The following is a 26,759-nucleotide window of genomic DNA, read 5'->3' on the forward strand; positions in this document are numbered from 1 at the left end:
CAACTTCCAGCGGAACCCAATCATGCCCACCCTCACCACCTACCAGACTCGCATCATCCCCGACTGGGTCGACTACAACGGCCACCTGCGCGACGCCTTCTATCTGCTGATTTTCAGCTACGCCACCGACGCCCTGATGGATCGTCTCGGCATGGACAGCAACAACCGCGAAGCCTGCGGTCACTCGCTGTTCACCCTCGAACTGCACCTCAACTACCTGCACGAAGTGAAGCTCGACGCCGAAGTCGAAGTGCGCACGCAGATCATCGGCCACGACCAGAAACGCCTGCACCTCTATCACAGCCTGCACTTGGCCGGCGGTGACAAGGAGTTGGCCGGCAACGAACAGATGCTGCTGCACGTCGACCTCGCCGGGCCGCGTTCCGCGCCGCTTACCCCGGACACCCTGAGCCGTCTGCAAGCCATCGTCGCCGAGCAGGCCGACCTGCCCGCCCCGGCTTACATCGGCCGGGTCATCGCCCTGCCCCCAGCCCGGTAAACTCATCCATCGCAAGGAGCCACTATGCAAACCGCCGCCGCAGTTGCCGATTTCCGTACTTATCCGTTGATCAGCGCGCTGAACGGCGTGCAGAACCTGGCGGATCGCGTCCTGATCGAATGGGCCGACGGGCGCGTCAGCCCGTTCCACCACGTGTGGCTGCGGGACAACTGTCCGTGTCCGCACTGCGTCTACAGCGTCACCCGCGAGCAGGTGTTCGAGATCGTCGATGCGGCGCAGGATCTGTCGCCCTCCGCCGCGCACATCGACACCGATGGCTGCCTGCGCATCGACTGGCAGGACAGCCACCTCAGCCGCTTCGACGCCGGCTGGCTGCGAGCCCACGCCTATGACGACGAATCCCACGCCGAACGCCTCGCCGCCAAGCCGAAACCCTTCCTGTGGCGCAGCGATTTGCAGTTGCCGGTGTTCGACTATGCGGCGCTGATGAACGACAACGCAGCACTGCTGCAATGGTTGCTGGCGGTACGCGACATCGGCCTGACCCAGGTACGCGGCGTACCCACCGAATCCGGTTCGCTGAAGCTGATCGCCCAGCGCATTTCGTTCATCCGCGAGAGCAATTTCGGCGTGCTGTTCAACGTGCAATCCAAGGCCGACGCCGACAGCAATGCCTACACCGCATTCAACCTGCCATTACATACGGATCTGCCGACCCGCGAGTTGCAACCGGGCCTGCAATTTCTGCATTGTCTGGTGAACGACGCCGAGGGTGGCGAGAGTATTTTCGTCGACGGTTTTGCGATTGCCGAAGCGTTGCGCCAGGAGGATCCCGCGTCGTTTCAGGCGCTGTGCGAGATCCCGGTGGAGTTTCGCAACAAGGACCGCCACAGCGATTATCGCTGCCTGGCGCCGATCATCGCCCTGGACGCGTTGGGCCGGGTCGCGGAAATCCGCATGGCCAACTTTCTGCGCGGGGCGTTCGACACGTCTGTGGAGCAAATGCCCTTGCTGTATCGCGCTTACCGGCGCTTCATCGCCATGACCCGCGAGCCACGTTTCCGGGTCATGCAACGACTCAATCCGGGCGAGCTGTGGTGCTTCGATAACCGGCGTACCCTGCACGCGCGCAATGCGTTCGACCCGACCACTGGGGCCCGGCATTTTCAGGGCTGCTACATCGACCGAGACGAGTTGCTGTCGCGGATTCTGGTGTTGCAACGCTAGACCGCATCATCGTAATTCGCAGGCAAAAAAAGCCCCGATACAAGCCGTGACAGGATCGGGGCGAGGGTACTGTTGAGGAGCTGCCGTGGCGAGGGTGACCAAACCTTCGTGAAGCGAGCTGGGTCCAGTGTGCCCACTCCCCTTGCCGGCAAGTTAGCCGAAAACGACATGCTCATAGCCAATGTGGACACTGCGACAAATCGCCCTTGCCGTGCCTGGGCAGGCCTACCAGAATCGAGCCACGACCTCCGTTGCCGAAGAAGGATTCGCGTCATGATGTATGCAGATTTGATCGATCAGGAAGACCTGTTGGGCCAGCTCAAGTCGTTGGGATTCGAAGTACCGTCGGGCTCCACCGCCCAGCAGGCCTGCGAGTGCGCGGTGCGGGGTCTGGACGATGTGCGGGCCAACACGCTGCGCACCATGGTCAAGCAGATGTACACCAGCAGCGCGAGCATTCAACCGACCGTGCGCGAAGCCATCGACAAGCAGTTGCTGCCGGCCCTGGCGCAGTATCAGCAAACCCGCGCCTGACATCTGACCGAAAAAAAAATCGCAGCCTGCGACAGTGCCTTTCCTGAAGGTGCTGTCGCAGGCTGCGATCTTTCGTTTTAGAGGCGCACGCTGGCGAAGGTCGACTCGTTGCGTGCCTGGCTCAACGCCGACATCGGCCCGGACAACGGCGACATCACGATGGCCTGCGGCAGCGGCATCATCGCCACCTGCTGGGTGGTGTTGGAGCCGACGCGCTCGTCACGCGGCGGAATGCCGAAGTACTCGCGGTAGCACTTGGAGAAGTGCGGTGTCGACACGAACCCGCAGACCGACGCCACTTCGATGATCGACATCGGCGTCTGCTTCAGCAGTTGCCGCGCGCGGATCAGGCGCAGCTTGAGGTAGTAGCGCGACGGCGAGCAATGCAGGTATTTCTGGAACAGGCGCTCGAGCTGACGACGGGACACGGCGACGTACACCGCCAGTTCGTCGAGGTCGATCGGCTCTTCCAGGTTGGCTTCCATCAGCGCGACGATTTCCTGCAGTTTCGGCTGGTTGGTGCCGAGCATGTGCTTGAGCGGCACACGCTGGTGATCCTGCTCGTTGCGGATACGTTCGTAGACGAACATTTCCGAGATCGCGGCGGACAGTTCACGGCCGTGATCGCGGCTGATCAGGTGCAGCATCATGTCCAGCGGCGCGGTGCCGCCGGAGCTGGTGAAACGGTTACGGTCGAGGGTAAACAGGCGGGTGCTCATCGCAACACGCGGGAAAGCTTCCTGCATCGCCGCCAGACATTCCCAGTGCACGCTGCAATCGAAGCCGTCGAGCAGGCCGGCGCAGGCCAGGGCCCAGCTGCCGGTGCACACGGCGCCGAGGCGACGGGACTGACGCGCCTGGCTTTGCAGCCACGAGACGTGTTCACGGGTAACGGTGCGCTGAATGCCGATCCCGCCGCACACGATAACGGTGTCGAGGGCCGGGGCTTTGTGCATGGAGGCGTCGGGGGTGATCTGCAGACCGTCACTGGCCCAGACCTGGCCGCCATCGACAGTGAGGGTGGTCCAGCGATACAGCTCGCGACCGGACAACTGGTTGGCCATGCGCAGGGGTTCGACTGCGGATGCCAGGGAAATCAGCGTGAAATTGTCCAGCAGCAGAAAGCCGATGGATTGAGGCGCACGGTTCTGGGGTTGAGCCCCGGAGTTGAACGACGTCATCGCGGTATCTCCTCACACAAAGCGGGTGATGGCCTCAGGCGGAGGCTCTTGTTATTGCCATCGTTCTCTTGCGTGAGACGGGCTTTGTTATGACAGAGCAATTGCCATGCCTAAAATTGAATGGCTGTTCAATAACTCCTGAAAACGACGTCGCGACGCGTCTATACAAGCGCTCCGACGGAGGGTAATTCGAAGTGCCATCAGCGGCCGCGAAAGCCCTGCCCCGGAGCGTGTGAGCAAATCGGTAGCACTTGTGGGAACTGGCCTGCGCGCGATTGTCCTACAGTGTCACCGCAGGCACGGGTGACGGACGGTAGCGCCTGCAAATCAGGCGCTGGAGGTGGGAAAGACTCTTATCTGATAGCGACGCGCCAAAAGGTGGCGCGTTTTATTGCCAATGCTCACTTGGTGCGCAGTTTTGACTGGTCCGAGGTTATCGAAGGAATCAGCATTCAACCGCGCTGACCGCCAACCCGCCCCGCGATGTCTCTTTATATTTGTCATGCATGTCGGCGCCGGTATCGCGCATGGTGCGGATCACCCGGTCCAGCGAAATAAAGTGCTGACCGTCCCCGCGCAAGGCCATCTGCGCCGCGTTGATCGCCTTCACCGCCGCAATCGCATTGCGCTCGATGCACGGCACTTGCACCAGGCCACCCACCGGATCGCAGGTCAGACCGAGGTTGTGTTCCAGGCCGATTTCCGCCGCGTTGCACAACTGCTCAGGGCTCGCACCGAGGATTTCCGCCAGCCCTGCCGCCGCCATTGCGCAGGCCGAACCGACTTCACCCTGACAGCCGACTTCAGCGCCGGAAATCGAAGCGTTCTTCTTGCACAGAATCCCCACCGCCGCCGCCCCGAGGAAGTAATCGACCACGTTGGCGTCGGTCACCGCCTCGCTGAATTTCATGAAGTAATGCAGCACCGCCGGAATGATCCCCGCCGCGCCATTGGTGGGCGCCGTTACCATGCGTCCGCCAGCAGCGTTTTCCTCGTTCACCGCCAGGGCGAACAGGTTGACCCACTCCATCGCGCTGAGGGTCGAGCCGATCACATTGGGCTTGTTCAATTCCTGAAGACTGCGGTGCAACTTCGCCGCGCGGCGGCGCACGTTGAGGCCGCCGGGCAGGATGCCTTCGTGCTTGAGGCCCTGCTCGACGCAATCCTGCATCGCCCGCCAGAGTTTCATCAGGCCGGCGCGGATTTCCTCTTCGCTGCGCCAGACCATCTCGTTGGCCATCATCAGTTCGGCCACGCGCAGGTTGTGGGTCTTGCACAGTTCCAGCAGTTCCACCGCGCTGGAAAAATCGTAAGGCAACTCGGTGCGATCCAGATCCACCACACCGCTGGAGGCTTGCGCCTCGTCCACCACAAAACCGCCGCCGACCGAATAGTAGGTGTCGCGATGCAGCTCGCCGTGATCGCCTTCGGCAACCAGGGTCATGGCGTTGGGGTGGAACGGCAGGTTCTCGTCGATCAGGCGCATGTCGCGGCCCCATATAAAGGGCACCGACAAACGACCGTCGAGCAACAGCGTGTGGGTTTCACGCAAGGCCTGGATCCGCGGGCAGATCTGCGACGGGTCGATCGCGTCCGGCCACTCGCCCATCAGGCCCATGATCACCGCGTTGTCGCTGCCGTGACCGACCCCGGTGGCCGACAGCGAACCGAACAGCTGCACCTCGATGCGGCGCACCTGCTCCAGTAGATGTTTGTCGCGCAACGACTCGACGAACAGGGCCGCGGCGCGCATGGGCCCGACGGTGTGGGAACTGGAAGGGCCAATGCCGATTTTGAACAGGTCGAAAACGCTGATAGCCATTGCTGCAGAGCTCCTGAGAGTGCCGGTCCGGGGCGTGAAGCGCCCGCTGGCGGAGCTGCTACGCTCAAGCTGCGATCCGCCGGAATGCCCGCATCATCGGGCTTTTCCCGGGTCGTTCGGCGTCTGACACCGACGTACTCATGCCCACTAACGCCGTGCCGGTTTCAGCCCGTGTTTTCGCCGTTTTTATGCGGTTCAGATGGCCAGACAGGGCAGAAAAAAGCTGTAAACGACGTCACTGACACTGGATGCGACCATCCCTGTACTGGATACGACGCACCCTGTAGGCGTCAGATTTTCACTGGTACATGATCGTATCGACTCGATTGCAAGGCGCTGCGGTAGAGCTGTCTCCAGAACGCCATCCAACCGCAACCCATAAGTGCGGTGGTCCAATCGGAACACTGCCAAAAAAAACACCAAGGAGTCCATTCATGAAAGGTTCCCCGTCGTTGTTGTTGGCCGCCATGCTGAGTCTGCCGTTACTGGCTCAAGCCGCAGAACCGGCGCAGTGCAGTACCGTGAACTTCTCCGATGTCGGCTGGACCGACATCACCGCGACAACCGCCACCACCTCCGTCGTGCTTCAGGCCCTCGGCTACAAGACCAAGACCACCATGATTTCCGTCCCCGTGACCTACAAGTCGCTGGCCGACGGCAAGAACATGGACGTGTTCCTCGGCAACTGGATGCCGACCATGGAAAACGACATCAAGGCCTACCGCGACGCCGGCACCGTGGAAACCGTGCGCACCAACCTCAAGGGCGCCAAGTACACCCTCGCCGTTCCGCAAGCCTTGTATGACAAGGGTCTGCACGACTTCGCCGACATCGCCAAATTCAAGAAAGAACTCGACGGCAAGATCTACGGGATCGAGCCGGGCAACGACGGCAACCGTCTGATCCAGAGCATGATCGACAAGAACGCCTTCGGCCTGAAAGACGCCGGCTTCAAGGTCGTCGAATCCAGCGAGGCGGGCATGCTGTCGCAGGTCGACCGCGCGCAGAAACGCGACACCGCCGTGGTGTTCCTCGGCTGGGCGCCGCACCCGATGAACAAGCGCTTCAAGATTCAGTACCTGACCGGCGGCGATGACTTCTTCGGCCCGGATTTCGGCGCCGCCACCGTGGCGACCAACACCCGCAAGGGCTACGCCGAGGAATGCAGCAACGTAGGCCAGCTGCTGAAAAACCTGGAGTTCACCGTCGACATGGAAAGCGAACTGATGGGCAACATCCTGGACGACAAGATGAAGCCTGACGCGGCCGCCAAGGCCTGGCTGAAAAAGAATCCACAGGTGCTCGATACCTGGCTCGCTGGCGTGACCACCATTGACGGTAAACCTGGCCTGGAGGCCGTGAAAGCCAAGATTGCCCAGTAATCGCTTATGCCGGGCGGGCTAGTCCCGTCCGGGCTGTTTATTTCCTTGCATGCGGACGTTCACTACCATGCTGATTGATCAGAAAATCCCTTTAGGCCAGTACATCGCGGGCTTCGTTGAATGGTTGACGCAACACGGCGCCAACACCTTCGACGCAATCGCCGTGACACTGGAAACGATGATCCACGGCGTGACGTTTGCGCTGACCTGGTTCAACCCGCTGGTGCTGATCGGCCTCATCGCCCTGCTGGCCCACTTCATTCAACGCAAATGGGGCCTGACCGCGTTCGTGGTAGCCTCCTTTCTGCTGATCCTCAACCTGGGGTACTGGCAGGAAACCATGGAAACCCTCGCCCAGGTCATGTTCGCGACCCTGGTCTGCGTGGTCATTGGCGTGCCGCTGGGCATCGTCGCCGCGCACAAACCGATGTTCTACACTTTGATGAGGCCGGTACTCGATCTGATGCAGACCGTACCGACCTTCGTTTACCTCATTCCTACCCTGACCCTCTTCGGGCTGGGTGTGGTGCCGGGCCTGATCTCGACGGTGGTGTTCGCCATCGCCGCGCCGATCCGCCTGACCTACCTGGGCATCCGCGATGTCCCGCAAGAACTGATGGACGCCGGCAAGGCCTTCGGCTGCTCGCGTCGCCAACTGCTTTCACGGATCGAACTGCCTCACGCCATGCCGAGCATCGCGGCCGGCATCACCCAGTGCATCATGCTGTCGCTGTCGATGGTGGTGATCGCGGCACTGGTGGGCGCCGACGGACTCGGCAAACCGGTGGTCAACGCACTGAACACTGCTGATATCGCCCTGGGCTTCGAAGCGGGCCTGGCGATCGTACTGCTGGCGATCATGCTCGACCGTATCTGCAAACAACCCGACGCCAAAGTAGGGGGTGACGCATGAGCATAATTCGCTTCGATAACGTTGACGTGATCTTCACCAGGGATCCGCGCGAAGCACTGAAACTTCTCGATCAAGGCCTGACCCGCAGTGAGATCCTGAAAAAGACCGGGCAGATCGTTGGCGTTGAAAAGGCCAGCCTGGACATCAACAAAGGCGAAATCTGCGTGCTGATGGGCCTGTCCGGCTCCGGCAAGTCGAGCCTGCTGCGCTGCATCAACGGCCTCAACACCGTGAGCCGCGGCAAGCTGTTCGTCGAACACGAAGGCAAGCAGATCGACATCGCCTCCTGCACCCCGGCCGAGCTGAAAATGATGCGCACCAAACGCATCGCCATGGTGTTCCAGAAGTTCGCTCTGATGCCGTGGCTGACGGTGCGCGAGAACATCAGTTTCGGTCTGGAAATGCAGGGTCGCCCGGAGAAGGAACGGCGCAAGCTGGTCGATGAAAAACTCGAACTGGTGGGCCTGACCCAATGGCGCAACAAGAAGCCCGACGAGCTGTCCGGCGGCATGCAGCAGCGTGTCGGCCTGGCCCGCGCGCTGGCGATGGACGCCGACATTCTGCTGATGGACGAACCGTTCTCGGCCCTCGACCCGCTGATCCGTCAGGGTCTGCAGGATGAACTGCTGGAACTGCAACGCAAGCTGAGCAAGACCATCGTATTCGTGAGCCACGACCTCGACGAGGCGCTGAAACTCGGCAGCCGCATCGCGATCATGAAAGACGGCCGGATCATCCAGTACAGCGTGCCGGAAGAGATCGTGCTCAACCCGGCGGACGATTACGTGCGCACCTTCGTCGCCCACACCAACCCGCTGAACGTGCTGTGCGGTCGCAGCCTGATGCGCACCCTCGACAACTGCAAACGCATCAACGGTTCAGTGTGCCTGGATCCGGGTGGCGATTCGTGGCTGGACCTGGCCGAAGGCAACACCATCAAGGGTGCGCGGCAGAACGGTTCGGTGCTGAACCTGCAGAACTGGGCACCGGGGCAAGCCGTGGAAGGGCTGGAGCGCAAACCGACGCTGGTGGACTCGAACATCGGCATGCGCGACGCCTTGCAGATCCGTTACCAGACCGGCAACAAACTGGTGCTGCACGACAACAACCATGTGGTGGGGATCCTCGGGGACAGCGAGCTGTATCACGCACTGCTCGGCAAGAACCTGGGGTAAGGCGGGATGAAAAAAAGGGATCGCGGTGAGCGATCCCTTTTTTATTGGGTCAGGGAAAGTCCCCTCACCCTAACCCTCTCCCAGAGGGAGAGGGAACTGATTGGGGGATGCTGCAGATATACGTCGACCTGATCTTGCTTCACCGAATCCATAATCGACTCGATTTTTCAGGTCGATGTACAACGCAAGACACCTCGGTCGGCTCCCTCTCCCCCCGGGAGAGGGCGGGGGTGAGGGAGCTTTTGACTTTAGCTATACACCCGGCCAAGGAGCTGCCGATGGCTTTCAAACTGATCGAGCACATCGCGTGTGATCTGATCCTGTGTGAAGCCCATCAGGTCGTAGTCCTGGCTGCCGTTGTGCAGGTACACCTCGGCGCGGTAGAAACGCTGGCGCGCTTCATCGGACTGGACCGACTCGCTCGGGGTCGCCAGGTAGCCGTCCAGGCTCACTTCGTAGACAAAAGGGTTGCCCTCTTCCATCTCGACCCGCACGCCCATGCAGCGCTTGGATTTGCCCAGCAGCGTCTGCACTTCCAGACCCTGTGCACGCATCTGCGCAGCGGCATCTTCCAGCGCCGGGCTGACGTGTTTGTCCATGAAGCGCTGAACCACCGACTGGCTCGGTTGCAGATCCAGCTGGGTCAGGCGCTCGCTGAAACCACGACGACCGCGTTCAGCCAGTTGCGCCTGCTCCTGTTCGATCTGCATGTCCTGGCGCATCGCCTTGTGCAGGCCGAACATGAAGCACACCAGGACCACCGAGAACGGCAGACCGGCCAGCACCACCATTGTCTGCATGGCTTCGAAGTTACCGGCGAACAGCAGGCCGATGGTCACCAGCGTGATCACGACCGACCAGAAGATCCGCAGCCAGTGCGGGGCGTCTTCGTCGACGTTGCCGCCCTTGCAGGACAGGTTCGCCATCATCACCGCGCCGGAGTCGGCCGGGGTCAGGAACAGCACGAAACCAACAAAGATCGACACGCCGATGACGACTTTCGACGCCGGGTAGTGTTCAAGCAACTGATAGATCGCCATCGACGGCTGTTCCAGCGCCGTCTTGCCGAGTTCCACCGCACCCTGGTTCATCACCAGATCCAGCGCCGAGTTACCGAAGATCGACAGCCACGCCAGGGTGAAACCCAGCGGAATCAGCAGCACACCAGCCACCAGCTCACGCACGGTACGACCACGGGAAATACGCGCGATGAACATGCCGACGAATGGGGCCCAGGAAATCCACCACGCCCAGTAGAACAGAGTCCACAGGCCCAGCCAGCGGTCGGATTTCTCGCTGTCGCCTTCATAGACGTACAGGTCGAAAGTCTTCAGCACCACGCCGTTGAGGTAGTCGCCGATGTTCTGCACGAAGCCGTTGAGCAAGTGCAGGGTCGGGCCGAACAGCAGGACGAAAATCAGCAGGCCACTGAACAGGATGATGTTCAGGTTGGACAGACGACGGATGCCGTTTTCCACACCGGACACGGCAGCGATGGTCGCCACGGTGCTCATCACGATGATCACGATCAGCAGGTTGGTGTTGCTGTGTTCCATGCCGAACAGGTTTTCCAGGCCCGAGGACACTTGCAGCGAGCCGATCCCCAGGTTGGTCACCAGACCCAGCAGGGTCACGAACATGCCGAAACCGTCCACCGCATGACCGGCAGCGCCTTTGACCCAACGCTCGCCCACCAGCGGGTACAGCGCCGAACGCAGGGCCAGCGGCTGGTTATGACGATAAGCGAAATAAGCCACGGCCAGACCGACCAGCGCATAGATCGCCCAGCCGTGCAGGCCCCAGTGCAGGAAAGTCAGCTGAACGGCCTGACGTGCCGCCATGTTGGTCGCGGACGCACCTTCCGGCGGATTGAAGTAGTGATCCAGCGGCTCGGAGGCGCCGAAGTACAGCAGCGAAATACCGATACCCGACGAGAACAGCATCCCCGCCCAGGCACCGTAGCTGAAATCCGGGGTGTCGTCTTTGCTACCCAGTTTGAGTTTGCCGTAGGAGGAAAACGCCAGGCCGACCACGAAAACCAGGTAAGCGGCGATCACCACCATGTAGTACCAGCCGAAGCTGCGGGACAACCAGGCCTGAGCCACTCCCAGCATTCTGCCGGCCTCTTGCGGGGCGATGATCAGAATGGCGGTCAACAACAGAATCAGCGCGGTAGAGGTGTAGAACACCCAACCGTTGACCGTCACCTTCTCGGGCGGGGTCTTTATAAGCGAGGCAGAACTCATGGCACAAATGCTCCAGGCAGTGCGAGAGAAGAACACAAGGCAACACGGAACCCGACCAATCGGTTAGTTGGCAGCCGACCGGCGGGTGATATAAAGACACCCCGAAAAAAGCCCGAACCTGCAGAGATGGCATCGCGAATCGCCGTCGTGGCCGAGGCATGGACGTTCATCCGAAACCTGGCCTTGAGCGTCTTGCCCATTCAACACGTCCATCGAACGTCGAACCGCGCCTTGCCCCGCGCAGGTTTCGAGCCTTTTCGGATGTCGGTCTTATCGCCACTTACACGTAGGAAAAATCTGTAGGCAGCGACGATTTGTCGCAGATCTTATTCTTTGTTGATTGAACGTTCAATCAAAACAAAATAGACTGGCCCTCAATCCGATAGGCGTCATTCGCCCGTCGGAAGGCCTAAGGAGATGTGCAAGATGCCCAAGGTCGGTATGCAACCCATCCGCCGCCAACAACTGATCGAAGCCACTTTGCAGGCGGTTGATCAGGTCGGAATGGGGGACGCCAGCATTGCGCTGATCGCCCGTTTGGCCGGTGTCTCGAATGGCATCATCAGTCACTATTTTCAGGACAAGAACGGCCTGATTGCCGCCACGATGCGGTATCTGATGAGCGTCCTCAGCGAGAACGTCACCGCGCGCCGTCAGGCGCTGGCAGACAGCAGCCCCCGGGCGCATCTGCAGGTGATCATCGAAGGCAACTTCGACGCCAGCCAAGTCAATGGCCCGGCAATGAAAACCTGGCTGGCCTTCTGGGCCACCAGCATGCACCAGCCGTCTTTGCACAGGTTGCAGCGGATCAACGATCACCGTCTGTATTCCAACCTGTGCTGCGAGTTCCGCCGTGTGTTGCCGCTCGAAGATGCGCGCACCGCCGCCCGTGGACTGGCAGCTCTGATCGACGGTTTGTGGTTGCGCGGCGCGCTGTCGGGAGACGCTTTCGACACTGCGCAGGCGCAACAGATCGCTTACGAATACATGGATTTCCAATTGGCCAAGCAGGTGAGCTAGAGCACAGAGAAAACGCTCGGCCCCTGAACTGTCACCGACCAGTGATGCCACAGCTATATGGCTCACCCGGTGACCAACGCCAACCACTAATGCACTTGCGAGGACACTATGGCCCGTTTCGAACTGCAAAAACTCTACATCGATGGCGCGTACTCCGACGCCGGCAGCGATGCCACCTTCGAAGCCATCAACCCGGCTAACGGTGAAGTCCTCGCACAAGTGCAACGTGCGACCAAGGAAGACGTCGAGCGTGCTGTGGTCAGCGCCGAAAAGGGCCAGAAAATCTGGGCCGCGATGACCGCCATGGAGCGTTCGCGCATCCTGCGTCGTGCCGTCGACATCCTGCGCGAGCGCAACGATGAACTGGCTGCCCTGGAAACCCTGGACACCGGTAAAGCCTTCTCCGAAACCAAGTACGTCGACATCGTCACTGGCGCCGACGTGCTGGAATACTACGCAGGCCTGGTGCCCGCCATCGAAGGCGAGCAGATCCCGCTGCGTGACACTTCCTTCGTCTACACCCGTCGCGAGCCGCTGGGCGTTGTCGCCGGTATCGGCGCGTGGAACTACCCGATTCAGATCGCTCTGTGGAAATCCGCTCCAGCCCTGGCGGCCGGTAACGCGATGATCTTCAAGCCAAGCGAAGTCACCTCGCTGACCACCCTGAAACTGGCCGAAATCTACACCGAAGCCGGCGTTCCGAACGGCGTGTTCAACGTGCTGACCGGCAGCGGCCGTGAAGTCGGCACCTGGCTGACCGAGCACCCGCGCATCGAGAAGATCTCCTTCACCGGCGGCACCGACACCGGCAAGAAAGTCATGGCCAGCGCTTCGGCTTCGTCGCTCAAAGACGTGACCATGGAACTGGGCGGCAAGTCCCCGCTGATCATCTGCGACGACGCCGACCTGGATCGCGCCGCCGACACCGCCATGATGGCCAACTTCTACAGCTCCGGTCAGGTCTGCACCAACGGCACTCGCGTGTTCGTGCCGAGCCACCTGAAAGCCGCTTTCGAAGCCAAGATCGTCGAGCGCGTTGCGCGCATCCGCGTTGGCAACCCGGAAGACGAAAACACCAACTTCGGCCCGCTGGTCAGCTTCCCGCACATGGAAAGCGTGCTGGGCTACATCGCCAAAGGTAAAGAAGAAGGCGCCCGCGTTCTGTGCGGTGGCGAACGTTTGACCGACGGCGAATTCGCCAAGGGCGCGTTCGTGGCTCCGACCGTGTTCACCGACTGCACCGACGACATGACCATCGTCCGTGAAGAAATCTTCGGCCCGGTAATGGCGATCCTGACCTACGAAACCGAAGAAGAAGTGATCCGTCGCGCCAACGACACCGACTTCGGCCTGGCCGCCGGTATCGTCACCCGCGACCTGAACCGCGCCCACCGCGTGATTCATCAACTGGAAGCCGGTATCTGCTGGATCAACGCCTGGGGCGAGTCCGACGCAAAAATGCCGGTTGGCGGTTACAAGCAGTCGGGCGTCGGCCGTGAGAACGGCATCAGCTCGCTGAACAACTTCACTCGCATCAAATCGGTACAGGTCGAGCTGGGCGATTACGTCTCGGTGTTCTAAGACCCGCCATCGTGTGCTGCCCGCGAAGCCGCCTTCGCGGGCAAGCCCGCTCCCACAAGGGAAGCGCTGGCTGTCTGACCTGACCAACTTCAAAGAGGGTGCATTCAATGTCCCAAGAATTCGATTACATCATCGTCGGTGCCGGCTCTGCCGGTAACACCCTGGCGACCCGTCTGACTGAAGACGAAGGCGTCACCGTCCTGCTGCTCGAAGCCGGTGGCCCGGACTACCGTCTCGATTTCCGCACGCAGATGCCGGCAGCCCTGGCATTCCCGCTGCAAGGCCGTCGCTACAACTGGGCGTACGAAACCGATCCTGAGCCACACATGGACGGTCGCCGGATGGAATGCGGTCGCGGCAAAGGCCTCGGCGGTTCCTCGCTGATCAACGGCATGTGCTACATCCGCGGCAACGCAATGGACTACGACGGCTGGGCGAAACTGCCAGGCCTGGAAGACTGGTCCTATCTCGATTGCCTGCCGTATTTCCGTAAAGCGGAAACCCGCGACATCGGCCCGAACGACTACCACGGTGGCGACGGACCGGTCAGCGTGACCACGCCGAAAGCGGGCAACAACCCGCTGTTCCACGCCATGGTTGAAGCTGGCGTGCAAGCCGGTTACCCGCGCACCGAAGACCTGAACGGCTACCAGCAGGAAGGCTTCGGCCCGATGGACCGCACCGTGACGCCGAACGGCCGTCGTGCTTCCACCGCCCGTGGTTACCTGGACGTGGCCAAGAAGCGTTCGACCCTGACCATCGTCACCCACGCCCTGACCGACAAGGTTCTGTTCGAAGGCAAGCGTGCCGTTGGCGTGCGTTACCTGGTCGGCGCCGCTGAAGAACGCGTTGAAGCCCGCGCCCGTAAAGAAGTCATCGTCTGCTCCGGCGCGATCGCTTCGCCGCAACTGCTGCAACGCTCCGGCGTCGGCCCGGCAAAACTGCTGGAAAGCCTCGACATCCCGGTCGTTCACGATCTGCCGGGCGTCGGTGAAAACCTGCAGGATCACCTCGAGCTGTACCTGCAATACGCTTGCACCCAACCGGTCTCGCTGTACCCGTCGCTGCTCTGGTACAACCAGCCGGCCATCGGTGCCGAGTGGCTGTTCAACGGCACCGGCATCGGCGCCAGCAACCAGTTCGAAGCCGGCGGTTTCATCCGTACTCGCGAAGAGTTCGAATGGCCGAACATTCAGTACCACTTCCTGCCGGTCGCGATTAACTACAACGGCAGCAACGGTGTGAAAGAGCACGGCTTCCAGGCGCACATGGGTTCCATGCGTTCGCCGAGCCGCGGTCGCATCCAGGTCAAATCCAAGGATCCGCGCCAGCACCCGAGCATCCTGTTCAACTACATGGCCACCGAGCAGGACTGGCAGGAATTCCGCGACGGCATCCGCCTGACCCGTGAAATCATGCAACAGCCTGCACTGGACGCCTTCCGTGGCCGTGAAATCAGCCCGGGCATCGAAGTGCAAACCGATGAGCAGCTGGACAAGTTCATTCGCGAGCACGCCGAAACCGCGTTCCACCCGTCCTGCTCGTGCAAGATGGGCACCGACGAAATGGCAGTAGTGGACGGCGAAGGCCGCGTGCATGGCATGCAGGGTCTGCGTGTGGTCGATGCTTCGATCATGCCGATCATCACCACCGGCAACCTGAACGCGCCGACGATCATGATCGCCGAGAAAATCGCCGACAAGATCCGTGGCCGCCAGCCATTGCCGCGCAGCAACGCACCTTACTACGTCGCTGGCGATGCGCCGGTGAAAGGCAAGGCACTGCGTGATGTGAGTGCTGTTGCTCAGTAAACCGTAATACCGCGTCACGGCTAATCGCTGGCAAGCCAGCTCCCACAGGTTTTGCGTCGTTCACAGATTCTGTGACCACCAAAAAACCTGTGGGAGCGGGCTTGCCCGCGATGAGGCCATGCAATTCACCGCAAATTCTCCTGCTTCACAGTAAATCCTCCGACACCCCCTCTTCACTTGATCCTACCCCCTCGCAGGCCTACTCTAGTCCTCGCCCAATCGTTTCACCCCCTCCCCGCCGAATCCGCTTCGCCGTTTCTCCCATAACAAGGAGGTTTCCCTGATGTTCGATTTCCACCCCCAGCTCAAGCAGCGCTTCGCTGCCTTGCGCACGGGCGCCGAGTTTTTTTCCTTGCGGTATGTGCGCGAGTCCGGCCAGTACCTGTCGGTGCGCAAGAATGTCGCCGAGCCGCCGAGCCTGAGCCGCGACGAAGGCGCGATGCTCACCGTCCGGGTCAACGGCGTCGAAGCCTACGCCGCGACCAATGACCTGTCGCAACAAGGCCTGCAAGCCGCCCTCGAGCGCGCCGAGCAGCAGGCCCGGCGGATCAAGCCCCACGCCCTGCTCGACCTGAGCCAGCAGCCGGTGTCCAGCGACCGCGCCGATTACTTTTCACCCAATCTGGAACAACCCTTTCCGTCCCTGAGCGAATGCTTCGAGCTGCTCGGCGCGGAATCCGCCTCGGTGCCAAAGGATGAGCGCCTGGTGAACTGGGAAGTGAGCATCGGCATCACCCACGTCGAACAGATCTATTTGAGCAGCGCCGGCGCCGAATTGCGCCAAGCCCAGCGCTTCGTCTATCCGGGCCTGGACGTCACCGCCTACGACGGCAACGACAGCCAGACCCGCAGCCTCGGCCGCGAGAACTTCGGCCAGCAGGGCGGCGCCGACGTGATCAGCCGCTGCGGTTTGATCGGTGCTGGCCCGCAAGTCGCCGATCAGGCGCTGCAACTGCTGCTCGCACCGAACACCCCGCAAGGCCCGCGTGATTTGCTGCTGATGCCCGACCAGATGATGTTGCAGATCCACGAGTCCATCGGTCACCCGCTGGAGCTCGACCGGATCCTCGGCGACGAGCGCAATTACGCCGGCACCAGTTTCGTCAAAGCCTCGGATTTCGGCAGCCTGCAATACGGTTCGAAACTGCTCAACGTGACGTTCGATCCGGGCATTCCCGAAGAACTGGCGAGTTACGGTCACGATGACGACGGTTCCAAGGCCAGCAAGCAATTTTTGATTCACGAAGGCCTGCTGGTCCGTACGTTGGGCGGCGCACTGTCGCAGTTCCGCGCGGGGCTGGACGGCGTCGCCAACAGCCGCGCCTGTGGCTGGAACCGCCCACCGATCGATCGCATGGCCAACCTCAACATCGAGCCGGGCGACCAGCCGCTGGAGCAACTGATCGGCGGCATCGAAAACGGCATTCTGATGAGCACCAACCGCTCATGGTCGATCGACGATGCCCGCAACAAATTCCAGTTCGGCTGCGAATGGGGCCAGTTGATCGAAAACGGCGAACTCAAGGGCGTGGTGAAAAACCCGAACTACCGGGGCATTTCCGCGCACTTCTGGAAGAGTCTGCGCGCCGTCGGCAACGCCGGCACCACTCAGGTGCTGGGCACGCCGAACTGCGGCAAGGGCGAACCGAACCAGGTGATCCGCGTCGGCCACGCTTCACCGGCCTGCGTGTTCAGCAATGTTGATGTGTTTGGGGGAGACGCCTGATGAGTATTTCCAAGAGCCAGTCCGAGGCGTTCAAGCTGCTGGTCAACTGGCTGCACGATGCCGTGCGCGAGCCGGAACAGTTCACCCTGAGTTACGACGCCGAATCGTCGGCCTTCGTCCGTTTCAACCACGCCAAGGTGCGTCAGGCCGGGCAGGTGCAGCAAGCCGGTATCGGTCTGAAACTGATCGACGATGGTCGCCATGCGGACCTGCACATCACCTTGTCCGGTGAGCAGGCCACCGACCTGCAACGCCTCGCCGAAGGCTTGCAGCAACTGCGCAAAACCCTGCCGCTGCTGCCGCAGGATCCGTACCTGTTGCTCAACCACAACGGCTGGCAAAGCAAGAATGTGCAGGAGCATCCGCTGCCGGACACCGAGCAGGTTGTCGCTGAAATCGCCCAGGCGGCCGAAGGACTGGATCTGGTCGGCTTCTACGCTGCCGGCCCGATCAGCCGTGGTTTTGCCAGTTCTTCCGGTGCGTTCGGCTGGCATCAGGCCAACAGCTTCAACTTCGACTTCAGCCTGTTCCACGAGAACGGCGAAGCGGTGAAGGCCAGCTACGCCGGGCATGACTGGAACAGCGAAGACTTCGCCAAACGCATCCAGCAGGCCCGCGAACAACTCGAGTTTCTCGGTCGACCGCTGCGCACCTTGCCGCCCGGCCAATACCGCGCCTATCTGGCGCCCGCAGCCCTGGAAGAAATCATGGGCATGCTGTGCTGGGGCGGTTTCTCGGCGCAGTCGATTGCCAGCAAAAGCAGCCCGCTGCAGAAGCTGTATGCCGGCGATCAGGCATTCAGTCCGCTGGTGTCCCTCGACGAGAAAGTCAGCGACTCGCTGAGTCCGGCGTTCTCCGGCGAAGGTTACCCGCGCAGCGATCTGCGGTTGATCATCGAAGGCAAAGCGGGTGATCAGTTGGTGGGTTCGCGCAGTGCCGCCGAGTACGGTCTGACGGCCAACGGCGCCGGCGGTGGCGAATCGCCGAGCGCGCTGAACATGGGCGCCGGTGATCTGCCGCAGGCCGAGATCCTCAAGCAGTTGGGCACCGGGTTGTACATCAGCAATCTGTGGTACCTGAACTTCTCCGATCAACCGGCGGCGCGACTGACCGGCATGACCCGGTTTGCCACCTTCTGGGTCGAGAATGGCGAGATTCAGGCGCCGGTCAGCACCATGCGTTTCGACGACAGCGCCTACAGCCTGCTGGGTTCGCAGCTGGAAGCGTTGACTGCCGAGCGCGAGTTGCTGCTGTCGGCGAGCACCTACAGCCAGCGCAATACCTCGTCGGCGCTGCTGCCGGGGGCGCTGGTGAGCCGATTGACCCTGACCCTGTAAATCCCGGACCTGATCGTTCCCACGCTCTGCGTGGGAACGATCAATCAACCCACAAGAGGTTCCATGCCCAACCGCCCGCCTCTCGATGCCGTCACCGCCCGCTGGTTGCCGTGGGTCGTCGCCATCGCTTTCTTCATGCAGTCCCTCGACGGGACCATCCTCAACACCGCCCTGCCGGCCATGGCCAGGGATCTGGCCGAAGACCCGCTGCGCATGCAGGGCGTGATCATCGCCTACATGCTCACCGTGGCCCTGCTGATTCCCGCCTCGGGCTGGATCGCCGACCGCTTCGGCACCAAGAAAATCTTCTTCGGTGCGATCCTGCTGTTCAGCCTTGGCTCGCTGCTCTGTGCCTTGTCGAGCAGCCTGAGCATGCTGATCGGCGCGCGCGTGATCCAGGGCCTCGGCGGTGCGCTGATGCTGCCGGTCGGGCGTTTGGTGGTGCTGCGCGCCTACCCGCGCTCGGAACTGGTGCGGATCATGGGTTTCATCACCATTCCCGGCCTGCTCGGCCCGCTGATCGGCCCGACCATGGGCGGCTGGATGGTGGAATACCTGACGTGGCACTGGATCTTCCTGATCAACCTGCCGGTCGGCGTCATCGGTTGCTACGCGGTGTGGAAATTCATCCCCGACCTGCGCGGCACCGAGCGCACGCGCTTCGATAGCCTGGGTTTCCTGCTGTTCGGCGCGGCGATGGTGCTGATCACTATCGCCATGGAAGGCCTCGGCGAACTGCACCTGCCGCACCTGCGGGTGATGCTGTTGCTGTTCGGCGGCATGGCGTGTCTGGCGGCGTACTGGCTGCGCGCCGGGCACATTGAAAACCCGCTGTTCGCGCCGTCGCTGTTCAAGACCCGCACCTTCGCGGTCGGCATTCTCGGCAACCTGTTCGCCCGTCTGGGCAGCGGCGCCCTGCCGTTTCTGGTGCCGCTGCTGCTGCAAGTGGCGCTGGGGTATTCGCCGTCCCAGGCCGGGATGAGCATGCTGCCGCTGGCCGCAGCCGCGATGGTCGCCAAGTGGGGCGCGCGGCCACTGATCGAGCGTCTGGGCTATCGCATCGTGCTGACCGGCAACACCCTGTTTCTAGGGATCATGCTGGCGAGCATGGGCCTGGTCAGCGAGCAGACGCCGTACTGGCTGCTGCTATGCCTGCTGGCGGTTCTCGGGGCGATCAACTCGCTGCAATTCACCGCGATGAACACCGTGACCCTGATCGACCTCGACGACGCCAGCGCCAGCAGCGGCAACAGCCTGCTGTCGGTGGTGGCGCAGTTGTCGCTGAGCCTTGGCGTGGCGTGTGCCGGTGCGCTGCTCGGCGGCTTTACGGCGGAGATCGGCAACGATGGCGTCGAGACCGTGTTGGGCGCTTTCCAGCTCACGTTCGTGACCGTCGGGATCATGGCGATGCTGGCGGCGACGATTTTCTCGCAGCTCTCGAAAGAGGACGGACGGCGCGCCAAGCGCCGGGAAGAACACATCGAGCATTGACCGGGGTCTGCGTGGCGAGGTTACCGGCCCTCGTCACAGGCTTTGCGTTCGTCCAGAACTTTCGAGGAAAGTGGCCAGAGGCTGCTACACTGCGCGACATTTTGTTTTGCAGGCCAGTCCCGTGACCACCATCGCCACCGCTTTTAATACTTTGCCGCTGTCCGCCGCCATGCTGGCTAACCTCGACTCCCTCGGTTATGCCCAGATGACGCCGATCCAGGCGCAAAGCTTGCCGGTGATCCTCAAGGGGATGGACCTGATCGCCCAGGCCAAGACCGGCAGCGGCAAGACCGCCGCGTTCGGCATCGGCCTGCTGAACCCGATCAATCCGCGCTACTTCGGTTGCCAGGCGCTGGTGATTTGCCCGACCCGTGAGCTGGCCGACCAGGTCGCCAAGGAAATCCGTCGTCTGGCCCGTGCCGAAGACAACATCAAGGTCCTGACCCTGTGCGGCGGCGTGTCCTTCGGCCCGCAGATCGGCTCGCTGGAGCACGGCGCGCACATCATCGTCGGCACCCCGGGCCGCATCCAGCAGCACCTGCGCAAGGGTTCGCTGGTTCTCGACGGCCTCAACACGCTGATCCTCGACGAAGCCGACCGCATGCTCGACATGGGTTTCTACGACGCCATCGAAGACATCATCGAACAGACCCCGGCCCGTCGTCAGACCCTGCTGTTCTCGGCCACCTACCCGGTGGGCATCAAGCAACTGGCGTCGAAGTTCATGCGCGATCCGCAAACGGTGAAAGCCGAAGCGTTCCACGACGACACCCAGATCGAGCAGCGCTTCTACGAGATTTCCCCGGAAGAGCGCATGAGTGCGGTGACCAAGGTTTTGCACCACTTCCGGCCGGCCTCCACTGTGGCGTTCTGCTTCACCAAGCAGCAGGTGCAGGAAACCGTCGACCACCTGACCTCCAAAGGCATTTCCGCCGTCGGCCTGCACGGCGACCTGGAACAGCGCGACCGCGATCAAGTACTGGCGATGTTCGCCAACCGCAGTACTTCGGTACTGGTCGCCACTGACGTTGCCGCCCGTGGTCTGGACATCGATGCACTGGACATGGTGATCAACGTCGAACTGGCCCGCGACTCGGAAATCCACATTCACCGCGTCGGCCGCACCGGTCGTGCCGGCGAGAAAGGCATCGCGGTCAGCCTCGTTGCGCCGTCCGAAGCGCACCGCGCGCAAGCCATCGAGCAACTGCAGAAAACCCCGCTGAACTGGGATCAGGTGGACAACCTCAAGTCCCAGGGCGGTGCCCCGCTGCAACCGCCGATGAGCACGCTGTGCATCGCTGGCGGGCGCAAGGACAAGGTACGTCCGGGCGACATTCTGGGCGCACTGACCGGTGAAGCCGGCATTCCGGGCGCCCAGGTCGGCAAGATCGCGATCTTCGACTTCCAATCGTATGTGGCCGTCGAGCGCACCGTGGTCATGCAGGCACTGCAGCGCTTGAACAACGGCAAGATCAAGGGCCGTTCGCTGCGCGTTCGCGTTTTGTAAGAACGCTTGATCGTTCCCACGCTCTGCGTGGGAATGCATCCTGTGACGCTCCGCGTCACGATTCAAAAGCGGACGCAGAGCGTCCATGGCGGCATTCCCACGCAGAGCGTGGGAACGATCTACGTGATGATTGTGTGAGGACACCGTTTTGCGCTCTACCGAAGTCGTGATCATTGGCGCTGGCGCCGCAGGGTTGATGTGTGCACTGACCGCCGCCGGGCGCGGGCGTCAGGTGATGCTGCTCGACCACGCGAACAAGGCCGGCAAGAAAATCCTGATGTCCGGCGGTGGGCGCTGCAACTTCACCAACATGTACACCGAACCGAGCAATTTCCTCTCGCAGAATGCGCACTTCTGCAAATCCGCGCTGGCCCGCTACACCCAGTGGGATTTCATCGGCATGGTCGCCAAGCACGGCGTGCCGTACCACGAGAAAAAACTCGGCCAACTGTTCTGCGATAACAAATCCAGCGACATCCTCGGCATGCTGCTGGACGAGTGCGATCAGGTCGGCGTCAACCTGCACCTCGACACCTCGATCCAGACCATCGAGAAAATCGAGGGCGGTTACCTGCTCGACACCACCCTCGGCCAGATCCAGTGCCAGTCGCTGGTGATCGCCACCGGCGGGCTGTCGATCCCGACGCTGGGCGCGACCGGTTTCGGTTATCAAGTCGCCAAGCAATTCGGCCACGACCTGCTGCCGACCCGCGCCGGTCTGGTGCCGTTCACCATCACCGATCAGCTCAAGGACTTGTGCACCGAACTGTCCGGCACCTCGGTGGATTGCCTGGTCAGCTGCAACGACCAGAGTTTTCGCGAGAACATCCTGTTCACTCACCGCGGCCTCAGCGGCCCGGCGATTCTGCAGATTTCCTCGTTCTGGGAGCCGGGCGACACGGTCGAAATCAACCTGCTGCCCGATCATGACGCCGCAAGCTGGCTGCAACAGCAGACCGCCGAGCGCCCGAACAGCGAACTGAAAACCCTGCTCGGCGAGATCTTCACCAAGAAGATGGCCAACCTGCTGGCGGACAACTGGTTCGTCTCCAAACCGATGAAGCAGTACACCCACGCAGAACTGGCGGACATCGCCGAGAAGCTCGGCAGCTGGAAAGTCGTCCCGGCCGGCACCGAGGGCTATCGCACCGCCGAAGTCACCCTCGGTGGCGTCGACACTCGTGAAGTGTCGTCCAAGACCATGGAATCGCTGAAAAGCCCGGGCCTCTACTTTGTCGGCGAAGTGCTCGACGTCACCGGACATCTGGGCGGATTCAACTTCCAGTGGGCGTGGGCCTCTGGTTACGCTGCCGCGCAGTACGTCTGACCCAGGTTTTTTTAGATTTGAAATGCAATCCCTGTGGGAGCTGGCTTGCCAGCGATGGCGGCCTGACAGTCAGCAATGATGTTGGGTGTACTGGCCTCATCGCTGGCAAGCCAGCTCCCACAGGTTTGTGTGCAAGATTCAAAATTTGAAGTCGGCGCAGGAACCCAAAGGAACACTTTTTGCTGTCAGATGTGATCGGCGCCATTGCGTCGGCGTCATTACTGGCTCAATTTAGCGGCATCGCCTCGGAAGGCCTTCGCACTTCATGTCCTCGACCTCGTTTCGTCAGTCTTTGCGGCGCCTGTGGGCGCTGGATAAATTCAGCTACAGCGTGCGGGTATTCATCGCCCTGACCGGCAGCATGGCGCTGTGCTGGTATCAGGATGAAATGGGGCTGCTGATCCCGCTGTTCCTCGGGATTATCGCCAGCGCCCTGGCCGAGACCGACGACAGTTGGCAGGGCCGCCTCAACGCACTGGCGGTGACGCTGGTGTGTTTCAGTGTCGCGGCGCTTTCCGTGGAATTGCTGTTCCCCTACCCCATCGTGTTCGTGATTGCGTTGGCACTGGCCAGTTTCAGCCTGACCATGCTCGGCGCGCTCGGCGAACGTTACGGGGCGATTGCTTCGGCGACCCTGATTCTTTCCGTCTACACCATGATCGGCGTCGACCAGCGCGGCGGCGCGGTCACGGATTTCTGGCATGAGCCGATGCTGCTGGTGGCGGGTGCCGCGTGGTACGGCCTGCTGTCGGTGCTGTGGCAGGCGATGTTTTCCAATCAGCCGGTGCAGCAGAGTCTGGCGCGGCTGTTCCGCGAACTCGGCTATTACCTGAAGCTGAAATCCTCGCTGTTCGAGCCGATCCGTCAGATGGACGTGGAGGCGCGGCGACTGGAACTGGCCCAGCAGAATGGCCGGGTCGTCGCAGCCCTGAACAGCGCCAAGGAAATCATCCTGCACCGGGTCGGCAACGGTCGTCCGGGCTCGAAAGTCAGCCGTTACCTGAAGCTGTACTTCCTCGCCCAGGACATTCACGAGCGGGCCAGCTCTTCGCACTACCCGTACAACGCCCTGGCCGATGCGTTCTTCCACAGCGACGTGCTATTCCGCTGCCAGCGCCTGCTGCGCCAGCAAGGCAAGGCCTGCCGGGCGCTGGCCGAGTCGATCCAGATGCGCCAGCCGTTCACCTACGACGCGAGTTTCGCCGAAGCCCTTAGCGACCTGCACGCCTCCCTCGAACACCTGCGCATCCAGAGCAACCCGGCCTGGCGTGGCCTGCTGCGTTCACTGCGGGCACTGGCGGCCAACCTCGGCACCCTCGACCGTTTGCTCAGCGATGCGAGCAACCCCGACGCCTTGGCCGATGCCACCGACAGCAGCCTGCTCGACCGCTCGCCGCGCAACTTCAAGGACGTGTGGATTCGTCTGCGCACGCAGCTGACGCCGACCTCGCTGCTGTTCCGTCACGCCCTGCGTTTGCCGCTGGCGTTGAGCATCGGCTACGGCATGGTGCACCTGATTCACCCGTCGCAGGGTTACTGGATCATCCTCACCACGCTGTTCGTCTGCCAGCCGAACTACGGCGCCACCCGGCGCAAACTCGGTCAGCGGATTTTCGGCACGGCGATCGGCCTGACGATTGCCTGGGCGCTGTTCGATCTGTTCCCGAATCCGCTGGTGCAGTCGTGCTTCGCCATCGCCGCCGGCGTGGTGTTTTTTACCAACCGCACCACCCGCTACACCGTGGCCACCGCCGCGATCACGATCATGGTGCTGTTCTGCTTCAATCAGGTCGGTGACGGCTACGGGCTGTTTGTGCCGCGGTTGTTCGATACCTTGCTCGGCAGCCTGATCGCCGGGCTCGCGGTGTTCCTGTTCCTGCCGGATTGGCAGGGTCGGCGCCTGAACAAAGTGCTGGCCAACACCCTCACCTGTAACAGCATTTACCTGCGCCAGATCATGCAGCAATACGCCGCCGGCAAGAGCGACGACCTCGCCTATCGCCTGGCCCGGCGCAACGCGCACAACGCCGACGCGGCACTCTCCACGACGCTGGCGAACATGCTGATGGAGCCGGGGCATTTCCGGAAGGAAGCCGACGTGGGCTTTCGCTTCCTGGTGCTGTCGCACACCTTGCTCAGCTATCTGTCAGGGCTTGGCGCGCACCGGGAAACCCAGCTGCCGGCCGAGGTGCGCGAACACCTGATCGACGGCGCCGGCGTGAGTCTGGCGGCGAGCATCGATGAAATCGCCCAGGGGCTGGCGAGCAAACAGCCGATTGCGATTCAGAGCGATGAGGAAGAAGCGCTGGCCAACGAGCTTGAGCAGATGCCGGACGAAATCGACGAAGGCCAGCGGCTGGTGCAGACGCAACTGGCGTTGATCTGCCGTCAACTCGGGCCGTTGCGCACGCTCGCGGCGCATCTGATCAAAGACACAGCCGAAGACTGAGCCGCCTCACATTCCATGCTGCCTGAGCAGCTTGTCATAGCTGCCATCGGCCTTCATCGATGCAATCGCCTTGTCGAACCCGGCCACGATCTGTTCGTGCTGCGGGTTCTTCAGGCTGACCAGAATATGCAGGCTGTTCTCGCTCAGCGGCTTGGGCAGAAACTCCACTGCGTTGCGTACCTTCGGTGATTCCCGGGCCAGGTAATAGCGGGCCACGTATTCGTCTTCCAGAGTCAGCTTGACCCGGTCCGCCGCGAGCATGCGCACGGCCATGGCGAAGTTATGCACAGGGACTTTCTGCAACGCGGTGTCGGCATCGAACGGCGCCGAATAGGCGTAGCCGCGCACGACCGCAACCGGATAGGTGTGCAGTTCCTGCAGGTTGTTGTATTCGATGGGCGCGTCTTTGCGCTTGAGGAAGCGCACGCGATTGAGCAGGTACTCAGCGGAAAACTGCCCGATCTTCGTGCGCTCGTCGTTGTACCAGGCGTTGACCAGCACGTCGTAACGTCCTTCGCCAACCCCCATCAACGCCCGCGCCCACGGCACCTGCTCATAACCGCTGGCATAACCGGCACGGGCCAGGGCCGTGCTGACGATGTCGGTCGCCAGCCCACCGTTGACCAGTGTGTCATCGGTAAAGGGCGGCCAGACGTCGAACACCAGACGCAATTTCTCCGCTGCCGCGCTTTGACCCAGCAACAGCAATCCGATCAAAGCAAAGGCTCGATGCAATCGCGGCATGCTTGAAAATCCTTAGCGGGCGGGCCGCCCGGCGTGTTTTCAGTCAAAACCCCAAGGCCCCTTACCGGCGAATCCCAGGCCCTAACCTTAGCTCATTGAAGCCATCGCACAGCGCTTCCCAGCAGATTACACAAAGTACGGCGGGCCGCGATATTGGAATGATGGCATTTTGGCCTTTGTCACAGATTTCTCAGCCATACAGACATATTTCGGCGGGGCGCTTAGTATCGGGCGACGTTGTTCAAGGAATCGGAAGATGACAATCGAGTGGGTCTGCAAACATCACAGCGATCTGGGACTGGAGCAGCTGTACGCCATTTTGAAATTGCGCTCGGAAGTGTTCGTGGTCGAACAGCGCTGCGCTTACCTGGATCCGGACGGCCAGGATCTGGACGGTGACACCTGCCATTTGATGGGTTGGGACGATGATCAGCTGGTGGCGTACCTGCGCCTGCTGGACCCGGAATCCCAGGGTGGCGACGTGGTGATCGGCCGCGTGCTGACCGCACCGGCCGGGCGTGGCAAAGGACTGGGGCATGAAATGATGGAGCAGGCGCTGAAACAGGCCGAGAGGCGTTGGCCGGAAGTGCCGATCTATCTGTCGGCCCAGGCGCATTTGCAGGGGTATTACGGGCGGTATGGGTTTGTGGTGGCGGGTGAGGAATATCTGGAGGATGACATTCCGCACATCGGGATGCGGCGTTCCTGAAAAGCCCCCTCACCCTAACCCTCTCCCGGAGGGAGAGGGGACTGATTGGGGAATATTCGGGAGATACAACGACCTGAACGAGCGTTGTTGAATCCATAATCGCCACACTTGATCAGG

Annotated in this window: 20 protein-coding genes; 16 read left to right on the plus strand and 4 right to left on the minus strand. The window is 61.6% G+C overall.

The annotated features are described in order from the left end of the window. Positions 1–22: 22 nt before the first annotated feature. The 3 genes from CAF74_RS13220 to CAF74_RS13230 all read left to right on the plus strand — a co-directional run bounded on the left by CAF74_RS13220 (position 23) and on the right by CAF74_RS13230 (position 2,221). Positions 23–499, plus strand: coding sequence for a thioesterase family protein (locus CAF74_RS13220; protein ID WP_085746826.1), 477 nt, complete (start codon positions 23–25; stop codon positions 497–499). A gap of 24 nt (positions 500–523) precedes the next feature. Beyond that, on the plus strand, positions 524–1,687 hold the full coding sequence (locus CAF74_RS13225; RefSeq protein WP_085746645.1) for a gamma-butyrobetaine dioxygenase: 1,164 nt from the start codon (positions 524–526) through the stop codon (positions 1,685–1,687). A 273-nt stretch (positions 1,688–1,960) separates the two neighbouring features. After that, the gene (locus tag CAF74_RS13230) at positions 1,961–2,221 is read left to right on the plus strand and encodes a hypothetical protein (RefSeq protein WP_007959758.1); all 261 of its coding nucleotides are present in this window, start codon (positions 1,961–1,963) and stop codon (positions 2,219–2,221) included. Between the two features lie 77 nt (positions 2,222–2,298). Here CAF74_RS13230 and CAF74_RS13235 read toward each other — a convergent pair whose 3' ends face one another. Then, positions 2,299–3,402, minus strand: a complete 1,104-nt coding sequence (locus CAF74_RS13235) for a GlxA family transcriptional regulator (RefSeq protein WP_011336300.1) — start codon at positions 3,400–3,402, stop codon at positions 2,299–2,301. 445 nt (positions 3,403–3,847) lie between these two features. Next, positions 3,848–5,224, minus strand: coding sequence for an L-serine ammonia-lyase (locus CAF74_RS13240; RefSeq protein WP_085746646.1), 1,377 nt, complete (start codon positions 5,222–5,224; stop codon positions 3,848–3,850). Between the two features lie 434 nt (positions 5,225–5,658). On the opposite strand from CAF74_RS13240, the gene CAF74_RS13245 reads away from it, so the two are divergent. The 3 genes from CAF74_RS13245 (at position 5,659) to choV (ending at position 8,694) form a co-directional block, all read left to right on the plus strand. Beyond that, positions 5,659–6,606, plus strand: a complete 948-nt coding sequence (locus CAF74_RS13245; RefSeq protein WP_085746647.1) for a choline ABC transporter substrate-binding protein — start codon at positions 5,659–5,661, stop codon at positions 6,604–6,606. A gap of 67 nt (positions 6,607–6,673) precedes the next feature. Beyond that, complete coding sequence (gene choW / locus CAF74_RS13250) at positions 6,674–7,519, plus strand: choline ABC transporter permease subunit (RefSeq protein ID WP_007959749.1); 846 nt, start codon at positions 6,674–6,676, stop codon at positions 7,517–7,519. Beyond that, the gene (choV, locus tag CAF74_RS13255) at positions 7,516–8,694 is read left to right on the plus strand and encodes a choline ABC transporter ATP-binding protein (RefSeq protein ID WP_085746648.1); all 1,179 of its coding nucleotides are present in this window, start codon (positions 7,516–7,518) and stop codon (positions 8,692–8,694) included. The genes choW and choV overlap by 4 nt, the downstream gene beginning before the upstream one ends. Positions 8,695–8,942: 248 nt before the next feature. Here choV and CAF74_RS13260 read toward each other — a convergent pair whose 3' ends face one another. Beyond that, positions 8,943–10,883 (minus strand): BCCT family transporter, encoded by a 1,941-nt coding sequence (locus CAF74_RS13260; protein WP_223290698.1) that lies wholly within the window; start codon positions 10,881–10,883, stop codon positions 8,943–8,945. A gap of 483 nt (positions 10,884–11,366) precedes the next feature. On the opposite strand from CAF74_RS13260, the gene betI reads away from it, so the two are divergent. From betI to yccS, 9 genes are all read left to right on the plus strand, one after another. Beyond that, the gene (gene betI, locus CAF74_RS13265; RefSeq protein WP_011336305.1) at positions 11,367–11,960 is read left to right on the plus strand and encodes a transcriptional regulator BetI; all 594 of its coding nucleotides are present in this window, start codon (positions 11,367–11,369) and stop codon (positions 11,958–11,960) included. Positions 11,961–12,068: 108 nt separating this feature from the next. Further along, the gene (betB, locus tag CAF74_RS13270; protein ID WP_085746649.1) at positions 12,069–13,541 is read left to right on the plus strand and encodes a betaine-aldehyde dehydrogenase; all 1,473 of its coding nucleotides are present in this window, start codon (positions 12,069–12,071) and stop codon (positions 13,539–13,541) included. 107 nt (positions 13,542–13,648) lie between these two features. Further along, positions 13,649–15,352, plus strand: a complete 1,704-nt coding sequence (gene betA / locus CAF74_RS13275) for a choline dehydrogenase (protein WP_085746650.1) — start codon at positions 13,649–13,651, stop codon at positions 15,350–15,352. Positions 15,353–15,635: 283 nt separating this feature from the next. Continuing rightward, positions 15,636–17,078 (plus strand): TldD/PmbA family protein, encoded by a 1,443-nt coding sequence (locus CAF74_RS13280; protein WP_085746651.1) that lies wholly within the window; start codon positions 15,636–15,638, stop codon positions 17,076–17,078. Then, positions 17,078–18,415 carry a TldD/PmbA family protein gene (locus CAF74_RS13285; protein ID WP_085746652.1) on the plus strand — a complete coding sequence of 446 codons (1,338 nt, stop codon included), beginning with the start codon at positions 17,078–17,080 and terminating at the stop codon, positions 18,413–18,415. Before CAF74_RS13280 ends, CAF74_RS13285 begins: the two co-directional genes overlap by 1 nt. Before the next feature lie 63 nt (positions 18,416–18,478). Further along, entirely contained in the window at positions 18,479–19,906 is a 1,428-nt protein-coding gene (gene mdtD / locus CAF74_RS13290; RefSeq protein ID WP_085746653.1) for a multidrug transporter subunit MdtD, read from the plus strand. A 121-nt stretch (positions 19,907–20,027) separates the two neighbouring features. Further along, entirely contained in the window at positions 20,028–21,413 is a 1,386-nt protein-coding gene (gene dbpA, locus CAF74_RS13295; protein ID WP_007959732.1) for an ATP-dependent RNA helicase DbpA, read from the plus strand. A 148-nt stretch (positions 21,414–21,561) separates the two neighbouring features. Continuing rightward, the gene (locus CAF74_RS13300; protein WP_085646935.1) at positions 21,562–22,740 is read left to right on the plus strand and encodes an NAD(P)/FAD-dependent oxidoreductase; all 1,179 of its coding nucleotides are present in this window, start codon (positions 21,562–21,564) and stop codon (positions 22,738–22,740) included. Between the two features lie 265 nt (positions 22,741–23,005). Then, positions 23,006–25,189 carry a YccS family putative transporter gene (gene yccS, locus CAF74_RS13305; protein ID WP_085746654.1) on the plus strand — a complete coding sequence of 728 codons (2,184 nt, stop codon included), beginning with the start codon at positions 23,006–23,008 and terminating at the stop codon, positions 25,187–25,189. A gap of 6 nt (positions 25,190–25,195) precedes the next feature. Here the strand turns inward: yccS and CAF74_RS13310 are convergent, their stop codons facing one another. Continuing rightward, positions 25,196–25,933 carry an ABC transporter substrate-binding protein gene (locus CAF74_RS13310; protein ID WP_085746655.1) on the minus strand — a complete coding sequence of 246 codons (738 nt, stop codon included), beginning with the start codon at positions 25,931–25,933 and terminating at the stop codon, positions 25,196–25,198. 256 nt (positions 25,934–26,189) lie between these two features. On the opposite strand from CAF74_RS13310, the gene CAF74_RS13315 reads away from it, so the two are divergent. Then, the gene (locus CAF74_RS13315) at positions 26,190–26,642 is read left to right on the plus strand and encodes a GNAT family N-acetyltransferase (RefSeq protein ID WP_085746656.1); all 453 of its coding nucleotides are present in this window, start codon (positions 26,190–26,192) and stop codon (positions 26,640–26,642) included. Positions 26,643–26,759 lie beyond the last annotated feature (117 nt).

This window comes from Pseudomonas sp. R45(2017) (genome assembly GCF_002112305.1).
In the GTDB taxonomy this organism is placed as follows: domain Bacteria; phylum Pseudomonadota; class Gammaproteobacteria; order Pseudomonadales; family Pseudomonadaceae; genus Aquipseudomonas; species Aquipseudomonas paraglycinae.